Consider the following 13,107-nt stretch of genomic DNA (forward strand, 5'->3'; position numbering starts at 1 on the left):
GAGGTATAATACAAAAGCCCCAAAGCTATGTCCTACAAAATAAAAAGTCTTTTATATTTTATTTGCTTTTTGATATCCGCAATAGTCTACAATAATCTATCGGACAACTCTGAGGCAACCATAGACCGAATTTCAATAAAGAAATCCAAAGTTACTTTAGAAGCCTTGGCCGATAATTCTGCAAATCAATTTAAGAATATTCAATAATAAGAATCCCATAATCATTTTAAAAAAGGGCATAACCTAAGGTTGATGCCCTTTTTTATTGGCTAAAAGCACTTGTCATCAACTCTCAGGAATTGGGACAACTACATTACATTTGCGGCCGTACACCCTTATGGCCCATCTGTTAAAATTGCCCTAAAACAATCTTTCCCATTAAACCAATCTGTTATTGCATTGTCCTATAAATAAAATAGAATATTAATTATGTTATGACCCATTATTATCAATGGTGAAATACATAAGACATTCAAAAACCAATAAATTATCGTACTATGAAATGAGCATAAACTTTTTTAAGCATACCATACCAATATGATTAAAATAAGTTTTTGCAAACCCGCCCGAACGTACCTTTTCGGTATGGGCGGGAACGAAGTGGTTACATCTGTTTGTAAATTTTGTAATCACTTATTTTTTAGCTAATTATAAAATTTTAAACAGATGAAAAAATTAATTGTATTTGCAGTATTAATGGCCGCGGTAACCGCTATGGCACAAACACCGGAACGCAGTAGGAGGGACAGAAACCCTATGAAGGACTTGACTCCCGAACAAATTGCTACCCTTCAGACGAAACAAATGACATTGGCCTTGGATCTTACCGATGACCAACAAAAGAAAATGCAAGATCTCAACCTGGAAAATGCCGTGAAACGCTCTGGGAAAATGAATGAAATAAGGTCGAAAAAGGAAAGCGGTGAGCTTAGAAAACTAACTTCTGAAGATCGTTATGCTATGAAAATAGCTGTGCTGGACCACCAGATAGCCCAAAAAGAAAAGCTGAGGAATATATTGGACAAGGAGCAATATGTAAAATGGGAGAAGATGAAAAAAACTAGGGAAGACTATAGAAAAAGAAGGGGAATGCATCACTATAATAAAAGATCGGCTAAGAAATAAAACCCTTCCCCTTATGAAAGTAGAAGGCTAAATAGGCAAAAGGAATCTATTTAGCCTTCTTGCTTTTATGCATCAATGTAAATCTTTGGCTATATTGGACAGAGCCGCAATGGTCTCATCCAAATCGTCATAACTGAGGGCATCGTTTAGGAAGTAGCTCTCAAAGGCACTTGGGGGCAAATATATGCCCTGGTCGAGCATTCCGTGGAAATATTTCTTAAAAACTGCATTGTTCCCCTTGGCCGAGGATTCAAAATCCACCACCGGTTCTTCGGTAAAATGAATCGAAATCATGGATCCGAACCTATTCATCTGAAAAGGAATATGATTATCGGTCAGTACCTTTGCCATACCCTGCCCCAAGTATTGGGTCTTATCGGCCAAACTCCTAAAAATTTCCGGCCTGTTGTTCAATTCGGTCAACATGGCCAGTCCGGCACTCATTGCCAAAGGATTTCCGCTTAAAGTTCCCGCTTGGTAAACAGGGCCATCCGGAGCCAAATGCCCCATGATCTCCTCTCTGGCGGCAAAAGCACCAACAGGCAACCCACCTCCGATTACCTTTCCGAAGGTTACAATATCGGCATTTATGCCCAATACTTCCTGGGCACCTCCTTTTGCCAATCTGAATCCGGTCATAACCTCATCAAAAATCAGCAATATATTTTCTTGGTCGCAAAGTTCGCGCAATCCCTTTATAAAGTTTTCTTCCGGAATAATACACCCCATATTACCGGCTACCGGCTCAATAATAATGGCAGCAATTTCTCCTTTATTGGCGGCCGCCAGGGCTTTTACACTTTCAAGATTGTTGTAGGTTGCCAAAAGGGTATCTTTTGCGGTACCCTGGGTAACCCCCGGGCTATTGGGGCTACCAAAGGTAACCGCTCCACTTCCGGCCTGAATCAAAAAGGAATCCGAATGACCGTGATAGCATCCTGCAAATTTTATTATTTTGTCCCTTCCTGTAAATCCCCGGGCCAAACGCACGGCACTCATACAGGCTTCCGTACCACTGTTTACAAAACGAATCTTATCAATATTGGGAACCATGGACACTGCCAGCCTGGCCAATCGGGTTTCAATTTCGGTAGGCATTCCAAATGACGTTCCCTTTTTTGCCTTTTCAATAACCGCCTCTATTACCGGAGCATAGGCATGGCCCAATATCAGCGGTCCCCAAGAGGCAATATAATCTATCAATCGGTTACCGTCCTCATCGTATAAATACGCCCCTTTGGCCTCCTTCACAAATACAGGATTGCCTCCAACGGCCTTAAAGGCCCTAACTGGAGAGTTTACCCCTCCAGGAATATAGCGCTGTGCTTCAGCAAATAAAGCACTGCTTCTTCTATAAATCATAGATTATCTAATTTTTTCGGATTTTACCATCAATTTCTGGCCCTCGGCCAAATTGCTATTGTTCATATTGTTCAACTTCATCAATTCAGGAATAGAGACAAAATAGCGTTTGGAAATGGAATAAAGGGTATCTCCCTTTTGAACTATATGAATTTTATGTTCGTACAGTTTTGGCTCCCTTTTTACAATACCACCGGCCTTTACTACCGTCCTGTCATACTTATCCAATTCATAGCGTTCTATAAGCGCGATCAACTTATGGGGATATTTACGGTCCGTTGCATAGCCTGCCTGTTTTAAACCATAGGCCCACCCTTTATAATCATCATGGTCCAAATGGAACAAAAACGCATACCTGGCCCGTGATGACAAGAATATACTATGGTCCCTAAAGGAATACATTGGATGGTTATATTTCCTAAAACACTCCCCTTTTTCATCGTCATCGTGAAAATCATAATCCCCTTCCCAATCCGTATGACATTTTATGCCGAAATGGTTATTGGTCTTGGCGCCAAGAACGCCCCTTCCAGCACCACTTTCCAAAATGCCCTGTGCCAAGGTGATGCTGGCCGGTATACCGTAGGCCTTCATTTCAAACTGGGCTATTTCCGCAAAGGTTTCTATATATTCCTCGGTAGAACTGACCGTGAACTTTACAAACTGCCCATTGTCCTCCGGCAAGGCATAAATGCCCTCGCTTTTGGATTCGCTTACAGGTTTGGACTCCGGTTTGGTCGTGGAAACGGTAGTCCTTGGATCTGGTTTTTTGGCATAGGTTGTCCTCTTTTTAACACCGCAGCCCACTAGGAACAAACCCAGTATTGTTGTTATTGCAATTCTTTTTATCATACTTTTATTAATGGCAGATTCTTCCTTTTTAAAACTAAATTCATTCCTGCTATCCCTTGTAGACCACCACTGTGTATTGCCAAAATTTTGGTCCCGGGTTTAAAATAATCATTTTTTACCAGATCTAAAATGCCGTATAAAAGCTTGCCGGTATAAATGGGATCTGTAGGGATATTGGTGCTTTCCTTAAAATAATTAATAAAATCGATAAGCGTTTCGGAAACCTTTGCATATCCCCCAAAATGATAATCCGTGTTGATTTCCCAATTTTCTTTTGCCGTAAAATTACGAATATCTTTTCTTAAAAAATCCCCTTTTAGGGCAGGAAAGCCTATAATACTTTGATGATTAAGGGAAGAATTGATAATCCCGGCCAAGGTTCCGCCGGTTCCTACGCTTGAACAGAGGATATTAAAATCCCTATCCTGGGCAGTCAATATTTCTTCACATCCTTTAACGGCCAGCAGATTGGTACCCCCCTCGGGAATCAGGTAACAGTTACCGAACTCCTTCTTCAACAACTCCAGAAAAGAGGTATCCGTCTTACGCCTATAGGCCTCCCTGGAAATAAACTTAAACTCCATTCCATGGCTATGGGCCCGTAACAGCGTTGGATTGAGCTTCCAATTTTGGGCCAGTTCCTCCCCCCGGATTAGCCCGATGGTCCTAATCCCGTACAAATTTCCGGCATAGGCAGTGGCGGCAATATGGTTGGAATAGGCCCCTCCAAAGGTTAAAATAGTATCCAGGCCCCTTTGCTTGGCCTCCAAAATATTGTACTTGAATTTTCGGTATTTATTCCCAGAAATATAAGGGTGTAAAAGGTCTTCCCTTTTTACCACTAGGGTAAGCCGTTTTTCCCTTAAGATAGAAAGGTTTACTTCTTGATTTATTCCCTGCACTCCAAAGGCTTTTGGCTCCAAAGATATTTAATAAAACTAAATGTCCTTCTCTCCCTTAGATAATTTAAATTTGTTTCATTGTGATAGGCCTCCCTTTCAAAGCTAATGCTCCGGTAGGCCCTATAGGCATCAAAATACATGAGATACCTCATAATGCCCTCCAATAAATACAAAAAATAAAATGGCATTATCAATAGTTCCCGTTGTTGCCTAAGATGTATTTTTTCGTGATTAAGCAGGGTAGTATCCTTTTTTAAGGAAGAGTTCTTCAAAATAATGAAGGGCCATAGGGAAAGACCAACATAGTTCTTGAAAAAAAAGTATTTAAATACTACAATCATTCCAAATAATAAAAATCACACTTATCAAAGATAAAAGGTCGTTTCATAAAAACTAACCATAATCGACTTACTACGAACAAAATAGGTTCAAATACAAAAAGTATGCTAAACTCTGTTAAATTGCCCCTACTTGGTCCACCAGCCTTAAATATTTGACATAAATCCCATAAATTTACAGCAATGAAGAAATTTATACCACTGGAGGAAGGGGATTTTTACCTTTCGGAGGACGGATACAAAGTTTTCACAAAACAATACCATCTTAAAAGGGGATATTGTTGCGAAAGTGGCTGTAGACATTGTCCTTACGGCTACAATCAAAAAACGAACGCAAGGGGCCATAAATAAGGGTTCGGCATGGTTTTTGAGCTTGATTACCTAGAATATTACCAGTACTAATTCAAATATAATAGCTATGAAAAAAATTAAATTTTTGGTCCTTCCGATCGTGGTACTGCTCTTCGCCAGTTCCTGCACTTCGGTGCGCGTATTATCGGATTATGATAAAGAAGTCAATTTTAATTCGTTCAAAACCTATGCCTTTTATAAAACCGGGATAGACAAGGCCCAGATTTCGGATTTGGACAAAAAAAGAATATTAAAGGCCATTGATACCGAAATGAGCGCTAGAGGTTATGTGAAATCCGAAAATCCCGATATGTTATTAAGTATATTTACCAAGGAAAAGCAACAGGTAGACGTGTACAGCAACTATTGGGGCGCCGGTTTCTACGGTTGGGGCTGGTCTCCCTTTTACTGGGGATCCCCATTTTACGGAGGAAACAATGTTAGCACAAGGACCGAAGGATCCCTGTATATAGACATCATTGATGCCAAGAACAAGGAACTGGTTTGGCAGGGAAGGGGTGTTGGCACCTTGAACAATATTAGAGATATGGAGAAAAAAGAAAAAAGGATAAAGGAATTTGTTTCCGAAATACTGGAAACTTATCCTCCCGGATCGGAAACGAAATAAATAGTTTCTTTAAATTTTGTTTTTTATACCACCCAGGACTGCCCGAAAAGGCAGTTCTGTCCATTATTGGTAAGAGGTGAATTGGAAACCCTTGATCACCAAAATCCATAACCTGGCCACCTGATAGTCGGCCTGTTGAATTTGTTGGAAAATGCTTTGGCAAAAATAACTTTGGCCCTTATTCTCATCTGAATTCCATATATTTATCAGTAATTTTAATTGATTCCGATGAAGCTTTTGGCCTGTTTAATTTGTTCTTTTTTTATTTTATGCCTGTCCCCAATGCTATCCCAAACCAATTACGACGAAAACAAAGTGCCTCCCTTTGAGGTACCCGATCCGTTACTAACTTTTAACGGAAAAAAAATCGAATCGGTTAAAAAATGGGAAAATACGAGACGGCCGGAGCTGCTTCACTTTTTTGAAAGCAATGTATATGGCAAGCTTCCAAAATCCCTTAAGATAGATTCCTATACCATTTTAGAACAGGATAACAATGCCCTTAATGGAAAAGCCAAGCGCAAACAGGTGGAACTTACTTTTAAGAACAACAACAAAACATTGAGGTATACCATTTTGATCTATTTGCCAAAGCATATTGTGAAAGCTCCCATCTTTTTGGGCTATAATTTTTACGGCAACCACACCATAACGGAAGACAAAGCCGTATTGATATCAACGGCCTGGGCCAATAACAATGAATCGTTCGGCATAGAAAACAATACCTTGACCAAGGAATCCAGGGGAAAAAGAGCCCATCGTTGGGCAGTCGAAAAAATATTGGATGCCGGTTATGGCCTGGCTACCATCTACTACGGAGAAGTAGATCCGGATAAAAATGATTTCTCGGACGGGGTACACCACCTTATGTATCAACAAAACCAGAACAAGCCCAATCCTGAGGAATGGGGCAGTATTGCGGCTTGGAGTTGGGGCATGGTCAGGGCGTTGGATTATTTTGAAAAAGATCCTGATCTGGATGCTTCCAAGGTTATAGCCTTCGGCCATTCCCGCTTGGGCAAGACATCTCTTTGGGCCGGAGCCACGGATACCAGATTTGCCGGGGTAATTTCCAATGACTCCGGATGTGGGGGAGCGGCCCTGTCCAAAAGGAAATTTGGTGAAACCGTAGGCAGTATCAACAGTAGTTTTCCCCATTGGTTCTGTGATAATTTCAACCAATACAGCAATAATGAAGAAGCCCTGCCAGTAGACCAACACCAACTTTTGGCCCTTATAGCGCCAAGACCCCTGTATGTTGCCAGTGCAGAAGAAGACCAGTGGGCCGATCCCAGGGGCGAGTTCCTTGCTGCACATTATGCATCACAGGTCTACCATCTTTACGGTAAAAAAGGAATAGAATCCATGGAAATGCCAAAGGCAAATGAGCCTATCCACAATACCGTTTCCTACCATATCCGTACCGGAAAACATGATGTTACCGACTACGACTGGAAAAACTACATTGAGTGGGCCAATTCCTTTGTGAAATAGTGGCGGACAATGTTGTTCCAAACCTATTTAATCCAATAACTTTAATTCCTCAAAATTTTGGATATCCCTATCCCCATAGGTTAATGTCCAGCCCATGGAATTGGTGAGTACCAAAAATTTGGACAGCTCACTTAAGAGTCGGTTCTCCGCATTGGATCTTAAAGAGGAGGCCTCTATTTTTTTCAGCAGGGAGGTATTAATGTTGCGCTTAATTTTGTTGTAGTCCTCGGCATCGAACTGGTTTAAATAATCCGAAGTAACATCATAATATTCAAAATCGGGGTTAATTTTAATTTCAGGTGCAGGAATATCCTTTATTCGAAGTGTTTTGGTTTCCCCATCTATTTCAAATTTTATCAGACTTAGGTCATAGGCCACGATCACCTCGGCATTCACCACCACCAAAGCCTTTTTATGGGCAGTTATCAATGGGCCGAACAATTGCTGGGAATCCTTATAGTTATAAACCTCGGCAAAATGTCCTTCGGTTACGATCAATTTGGAAACATTGTTGATCTGCTCCTGAATAAGCATGGAATTCTCCTTTAAAATGGACTTTCTTTCATTGTCCTTAGAACAGGATCGAAAAATCAAAACAATGGCCAACGTAAATATAACACCAACAAAAAACCGTTTCATACCTTTAAATATATGCTATAATCCAACAATTACCATACTAATTTTAAATTAGATTATTGCGTTTTGCCTTTTGCACCGCTTCCAGTTTACTATGCACTTGAAGTTTTGAATAGATATTTTCAATATGCTTACGTACGGTACTTGGGGATAAAAACAGATTTTCCGCAATTTTGGTATAACTAAGGCCTTTGGCCAGCTGTTCCAAAACCTCCACCTCCCGATTTGTAAGGAAAACTTCTTCCTGTGTTGCAATATGGTCTATCGCCATAGGGTTTCTGAGTAACCGGAGGGTTCTAAGGGCTACGGAAGGAGTCATAGCCGCCCCTCCGTTAAGGGTATCCACAATTCCTTTGTACAAGGTATCCGGATCAACATCTTTTAACAAATAACCATCGGCCCCGGCCTTTATTGCATTAAAAATATTCTCATCATTATCGAAAACGGTCAACATCACTACTTTTATCTGAGGGTACTTTGCCTTGATTCTTGTAGTTGCCCCTATACCGCCTAAAACGGGCATTTCTATATCCATCAGGATAAGATCCAAATGATGATCTTCCTCCAGTTTTTCCAAGCATTGCAGACCATTGACCGCTTTCCATTTCACTACTATGGCCTCAAAAAAGGCGAGCTTATCCCCTACTGCTTTCAACAGAAAAGAATTGTCGTCTACAATGGCTAATTTAATATTCATTTTTATTCTCGGACAGGGACGTTAAAAACAACCGAAGTTCCTTGGCCCAACATGGAGGTTAACCTTAATTCGCTTTTTAGGTCCTTGGCTCTTTTTTGCATATTGGACAGGCCATTGCCCAACGTAACTTCAGACAGTTCAAAACCTACCCCGTTATCGGTCACTTCAACATGAAAAAAATCCATAGTTTTATGAATGCATACCTCCATAGTATGATCCAATCCCTCTCTGTCAACAAAGGCGTATTTTAGGGCGTTATTAACCGCTTCTTGAATGATTCGATATAAATTCACCCCTTCCTCAGCTGTGAAAGAATAGGTGGGGTCAATATCCGAATCTACCGTGAAATCCAATTTCAAGTGTTCCGATGCCCTGTTTACCGTTGCCATAAAGATGTTTAATCTATATTGCAAGTCTTCAAAAGTGATGTTTTCCTTGTTCATGGCCCAGATCGTGTCCCTTAATTCATTGATCGTGGTTTTGGTGAACATCCCGATTTCATTTAATTTGTTCCCTATTTTATCCTCACCATTGGTTAAACCATACTTTAAGGTATCTATGGAGGAAATTATAAAGGTTAATTGACTCCCTATATTATCGTGCAAGTCCCTTGATATCCTTAACCTCTGATCCTGTAATCTATTTTGGGTCTCAATGTGGACCAAAGCTGTTTTTAATTCGTTTTCTTTTAACAGCTGCCTGTTCTTCAATCGTTGTTGCCCGTAAAAAAGATACCCTATCAGCCCTAATAAAAGAGCAAGGGAAAGCAGACCGTAAATTAGATTGTTTTTTTTATTGATCTCCAATCTATTTTGTGCCAATTGCAATTGTTGTTCGGACAATTCCTTCTCTTTTTTTTCAGCCCTATATTTTGCCTCCAACTCAAAAATGGCCTTGGTTTTGGCCATTTGGAACAAACTATCTTTTTTAGCAATTAACGCTTTCCCGGTACTATAGGCCAGATCGGTATTCCCTTTTTGATAATAGGCTTCAGATAGCAATTGCAGGGCATTCACCTCAAACTCCTTAAAATCTTTCTGCCGGGCTACTTCCAAGGCTAAGGCCAATTGGGCTATGGCAAAATCATATCTCTTAAAACCCAATTGGTTTTTTGCAAAACCTATCCTAGTATTGGTTAGTTCATAGTCGTTGTTATCTATAGTAAACATTTCTATGGCCTCCAAATAAATTTTCTCGGCTTTTCCATGTTGGCCCAAACTATCTTCCGCTACTGCAACATTGTTCAACATATATGGCACATATCTATTGTACCCTAATTTTTTATACCCCTCCGCCGCATCAAGGGAATAACCAATGGCATCCTCAAATCTTTTTAAACGCAACATTGCCGAACCTATATTACCGGTAGTTACCGTAACCCCGAAGGCATTCTTATTCCTTTTATATAATTCAAGGGCTTGTTGGTAGTAGTCCAACACCATTGCATATTCTCCCTGCTTTTTATACACAATGCCAATATTGCCCAATACCATGGGAATGAGGTCCGGATCTGTGGCATTGTTCCCATAAATTCCCAATGCCTTAAAATAATGCTCTAAAGAAGTTTCAAAATTTCCCCGTTCATCCTCTATAATCCCTAAATTATTATGGGTATCTGCCAAACCAATACTATCTGCCCTTAGATAATTGATGGAAAGACTTTTAGAGTGGTAATAAATGGCACTATCATACTCTGTTTTGGCCTGATAAGCACTGGCTATAGAGTTATAGGCCGATGCATACAGTTTTTTTTGATCCGTTTTTTTCGATTCCAATAACGCAGTCCTGGCATAGGCCAATGCACTATCCAAGTGTATGTTCCTGTAATACCAAGAAATCTCGTTCAACGTACCTACGAGGAGTTCCCCGTTTTGGGTTTTTGAAACCTTCAAAAGGCTGTCCAGCTTTTCTTGCTGAGCACAACATTTTAATATCGTTAGAACGGCCAACAAAAAAATTAGACCTTGCCTTTTCATTAGTACAATTATCGTAAAAAATTCTAATTTATACTATGAAAGCGCTTAAGTTTTCTGCTTTGGTTCTTTTAGCTGCCATACAACTTTGGCTATATTTCCCTAAACACTTTTATTTGACGAAATATTGATTATAAAATATTCCTAAAATAAAATTTAAACTGTTGCTTTAATTTGATCAATCAATGATTCCCTAAGATTATACCTTATAAAACTATATCTCTTTAATCTCTTTTCCCTGGCAGCAAAGGCGTTACGATGAAGTACTATACATTCCTGATAATACCCAACAAGTTCCCTATGGGCTTTTTTCAATGCATTATTTCTATTATTGAAATATAACCATGCTATCAAAGCTAAGGCCATAGCGGATAGAACTATCAAAATTGAAACTAACATGCTTTTGTTATTATATACAGAATATTATTAAACGTGGGTTTCATTTAAAAATTAAAAAAGCCCATTGACGATTAAAAATAAATTAGACCCACGTTTGTTTTAATAAATTAATCCCGATACTGTAAACCCATATCCATATCTAAACTTGTATATTCTCTTGGGATCTAGGAGTAAGTCGCTTTAATTCCCCATATTACCACCAGCGGTATTCTTTACTTGCCCAAGGCTTCGTTGGTATGGTAATCAAGCAACTTTTTACCTGCCAAATACATTCCTTCTGCGTATTTACCTCCATCCGGCTCAAGCCATTTGGTGGTTTGGCTGTAATTATCCCCTCTAATGGATACGATCGGGTTCAATAAAGTGGCCGTAGCCTGGGTTTGCGTTGAATAGGCTACAATCTTCTCCTTTTGCAATACCCCGTCAATTTCCAGATCCGATTTCATTCCACCCAAATATTGCGATTCCGGGCTGCCTCCAATTTTCATTTTGCCACGTGTAAAATTTACATAACTGGCAAGTCCGACCGCCTGCTTGGATTTATCGAACATACTAGTTATCCCTGCCGAGGTTTTTTCATCGGTAACAGTATAAGAGTTGGCCAATCTATAATTCACAAAGAGTTTTACCTTGGCTTGGTTGCCTATATTCCAATCGGTCCCCAAGGCCGAAAAAACATATACCAATGAGACATCTGCTATAAGTGCATCATCCAGTTCCTTGGATAAATTTTGGGCAGTCTTATCAAATCCGTCCAATTTGGAGGAAAAGGCATTTCTATCCTTATAGTAATACGAGTAATTTGTTGGAACAACTGCAATAATCCCCGTCATATCGGTTTCAAACAGCATAGGGCCAACTGCCTTTTCCCAGCCTTTAAAGCTATCTGTTTTCCCTGCCTCTTCAAAAGATATAATTTCATATCCCTTATTTTTGAACTCCGAAACAAACTCCGTGTATAATTGATCTGTTTTTGCCTGAATGGCATCTTTATCCAGGGACGCCAGACCAACGGCCGCTTTTGCCTTTGCCGCATTTTTAATGCTTCGGCCAAATCCGCCCGCTTCTTTTTTATCGACAGCTTCCTTATAAATTTCAAAATTTACAGTGAAGCTGGAAATGAATATTTTCTTTGATCCATCAGCAATATTATTGGCTTTAAAGCCATCATCCTTTGGTTTAAACTCACCCAATTGCTGTGCCCGAACCGAGACCACAACAAAAAGAAAAACTATTAGGTGTAAAAAATTAAATTTTGATTTCATGAAGTTTAAGGTTTAAATTATTTACCACAAACCTCCAATAAAAAAGAAAGCAAAACCATAAGGCAATTGCCCTATTCCGATCAAAACCCCATAAAAGGAAACTGCTTTTGAAGTAGAAACATCCTTTCATTAAGATGCTGTAGAAATTTTTGATGCTTTTCCGACTCCATATCAAAAGGGCGGTGCAGCAATCCTTTTTGAATAGCTTCCACTTGATCCATGGTCTTAAAGGACGTTTCGGAAATCCATACCCTTTTAAATTTTTCCCAGATGTAGCTAATCGCCAGATCATTGGGATGCACCATATCAGTCGCAAAAAAACGATAGTCCCTAAGTTCGTCCATCATAATTTCATAACTCGGAAAATAAAGCCCCCTAGTACCCAATGGGGGGCTACAGAGCATCCCGTGTAGGGCCGTAATGAGGTGCGATTTGCTTCTTTGATTTTCAATAAACCCGTCTTTTAGGTGCCGAACAGGGGAAATGGTAAACACAATGGCTGTCCCATGGTTTATTGTTTCAATTTTTTGTACCATCCTCTGTAGACTGGCACTGATACCATCAACGCTTAGCAGGCGTTTCCCAAACTCCTTTTGCGGCACTTTATGACAATTTGCCACAACCTGATTCCCTTTTTCATGTTGATATACCCATGCGGTACCCAAAGTAATTATTATGTGGGAAGCCTCCTTTAAGTACCTAAAAGTAATGGAAAGCGCATCGTTCAAACGCTTTAAAAGTTCCTCTTTGGAGCCTGAACTCAAATCTGAATGGGCATCAAAACAATACCAGCGACCGTTTAATTGAAAGATATCCCTTTCCGAATAATCATATTGGTCTATAGCCTTCTGAACCAAATTTTCGATGGCCAAAGGATGAAACAATATTCCAAATGGATTTTGTAGGGTCTGAAATTTATAATACCCCAACTTGGCCCCTATATTGTTGGCAAAACAAGACCCCAGTACCACTAACCGACTGTTATAATCAATCCGGTCTTCCGCTTCTTTTAGAGGTACAGGTGTTTGAAGTTTCATGGTTCAATTTTAAACATTTCCTTCCTTAAGAAGCTTTAAGTCCTCCTT

The 13,107-nt window shown here is 39.8% G+C and carries 15 protein-coding genes; 5 read left to right on the plus strand and 10 right to left on the minus strand.

Annotation, left to right across the window (positions count from 1 at the left end; genetic code table 11):
• Positions 1-27 precede the first annotated feature (27 nt).
• Together D0S24_RS08100 and D0S24_RS08105 are read left to right on the plus strand one after the other, a co-directional pair.
• Complete coding sequence (locus D0S24_RS08100; protein ID WP_117019385.1) at positions 28-207, plus strand: hypothetical protein; 180 nt, start codon at positions 28-30, stop codon at positions 205-207.
• Between the two features lie 459 nt (positions 208-666).
• Positions 667-1,125: a hypothetical protein gene (locus D0S24_RS08105; protein WP_117019386.1), complete on the plus strand. Its 459-nt coding sequence runs from the start codon at positions 667-669 to the stop codon at positions 1,123-1,125.
• A 72-nt stretch (positions 1,126-1,197) separates the two neighbouring features.
• On the opposite strand, the gene hemL is transcribed toward D0S24_RS08105, so the two are convergent.
• The 4 genes from hemL to D0S24_RS08125 are packed head-to-tail and all read right to left on the minus strand — an operon-like array spanning position 1,198 to position 4,582.
• On the minus strand, positions 1,198-2,487 hold the full coding sequence (hemL, locus tag D0S24_RS08110) for a glutamate-1-semialdehyde 2,1-aminomutase (protein WP_117019387.1): 1,290 nt from the start codon (positions 2,485-2,487) through the stop codon (positions 1,198-1,200).
• 3 nt (positions 2,488-2,490) lie between these two features.
• Positions 2,491-3,339: a glucosaminidase domain-containing protein gene (locus D0S24_RS08115; RefSeq protein WP_117019388.1), complete on the minus strand. Its 849-nt coding sequence runs from the start codon at positions 3,337-3,339 to the stop codon at positions 2,491-2,493.
• On the minus strand, positions 3,336-4,241 hold the full coding sequence (locus tag D0S24_RS08120; protein ID WP_117019389.1) for a 1-aminocyclopropane-1-carboxylate deaminase/D-cysteine desulfhydrase: 906 nt from the start codon (positions 4,239-4,241) through the stop codon (positions 3,336-3,338). The genes D0S24_RS08115 and D0S24_RS08120 overlap by 4 nt, the downstream gene beginning before the upstream one ends.
• Positions 4,229-4,582 carry a hypothetical protein gene (locus tag D0S24_RS08125; RefSeq protein WP_117019390.1) on the minus strand — a complete coding sequence of 118 codons (354 nt, stop codon included), beginning with the start codon at positions 4,580-4,582 and terminating at the stop codon, positions 4,229-4,231. Before D0S24_RS08125 ends, D0S24_RS08120 begins: the two co-directional genes overlap by 13 nt.
• A 180-nt stretch (positions 4,583-4,762) precedes the next feature.
• On the opposite strand from D0S24_RS08125, the gene D0S24_RS21060 reads away from it, so the two are divergent.
• From D0S24_RS21060 to D0S24_RS08135, 3 genes are all read left to right on the plus strand, one after another.
• A complete protein-coding gene (locus D0S24_RS21060; RefSeq protein ID WP_181938054.1) occupies positions 4,763-4,930 on the plus strand; it encodes a DUF5522 domain-containing protein in 168 nt (55 codons plus the stop codon).
• A 67-nt stretch (positions 4,931-4,997) separates the two neighbouring features.
• A complete protein-coding gene (locus tag D0S24_RS08130; RefSeq protein ID WP_117019391.1) occupies positions 4,998-5,558 on the plus strand; it encodes a DUF4136 domain-containing protein in 561 nt (186 codons plus the stop codon).
• 228 nt (positions 5,559-5,786) lie between these two features.
• Complete coding sequence (locus D0S24_RS08135) at positions 5,787-7,052, plus strand: acetylxylan esterase (protein WP_251795751.1); 1,266 nt, start codon at positions 5,787-5,789, stop codon at positions 7,050-7,052.
• Positions 7,053-7,079: 27 nt separating this feature from the next.
• On the opposite strand, the gene D0S24_RS08140 is transcribed toward D0S24_RS08135, so the two are convergent.
• The 6 genes from D0S24_RS08140 to D0S24_RS08165 form a co-directional block, all read right to left on the minus strand.
• Positions 7,080-7,691, minus strand: coding sequence for a DUF4230 domain-containing protein (locus tag D0S24_RS08140; protein WP_117019393.1), 612 nt, complete (start codon positions 7,689-7,691; stop codon positions 7,080-7,082).
• Positions 7,692-7,734: 43 nt separating this feature from the next.
• Positions 7,735-8,385, minus strand: coding sequence for a response regulator transcription factor (locus D0S24_RS08145; RefSeq protein WP_117019394.1), 651 nt, complete (start codon positions 8,383-8,385; stop codon positions 7,735-7,737).
• A gap of 2 nt (positions 8,386-8,387) precedes the next feature.
• Positions 8,388-10,361 carry a tetratricopeptide repeat-containing sensor histidine kinase gene (locus tag D0S24_RS08150; protein ID WP_117019395.1) on the minus strand — a complete coding sequence of 658 codons (1,974 nt, stop codon included), beginning with the start codon at positions 10,359-10,361 and terminating at the stop codon, positions 8,388-8,390.
• A 153-nt stretch (positions 10,362-10,514) separates the two neighbouring features.
• Positions 10,515-10,724, minus strand: coding sequence for a hypothetical protein (locus tag D0S24_RS08155; protein ID WP_117019396.1), 210 nt, complete (start codon positions 10,722-10,724; stop codon positions 10,515-10,517).
• A gap of 245 nt (positions 10,725-10,969) precedes the next feature.
• Positions 10,970-12,022, minus strand: coding sequence for a hypothetical protein (locus D0S24_RS08160; RefSeq protein WP_117019397.1), 1,053 nt, complete (start codon positions 12,020-12,022; stop codon positions 10,970-10,972).
• An 80-nt stretch (positions 12,023-12,102) separates the two neighbouring features.
• Positions 12,103-13,059 carry a GSCFA domain-containing protein gene (locus tag D0S24_RS08165; protein ID WP_117019398.1) on the minus strand — a complete coding sequence of 319 codons (957 nt, stop codon included), beginning with the start codon at positions 13,057-13,059 and terminating at the stop codon, positions 12,103-12,105.
• Positions 13,060-13,107: the final 48 nt, after the last annotated feature.

This window comes from Arenibacter sp. P308M17 (genome assembly GCF_003426735.1).
In the GTDB taxonomy this organism is placed as follows: domain Bacteria; phylum Bacteroidota; class Bacteroidia; order Flavobacteriales; family Flavobacteriaceae; genus Arenibacter.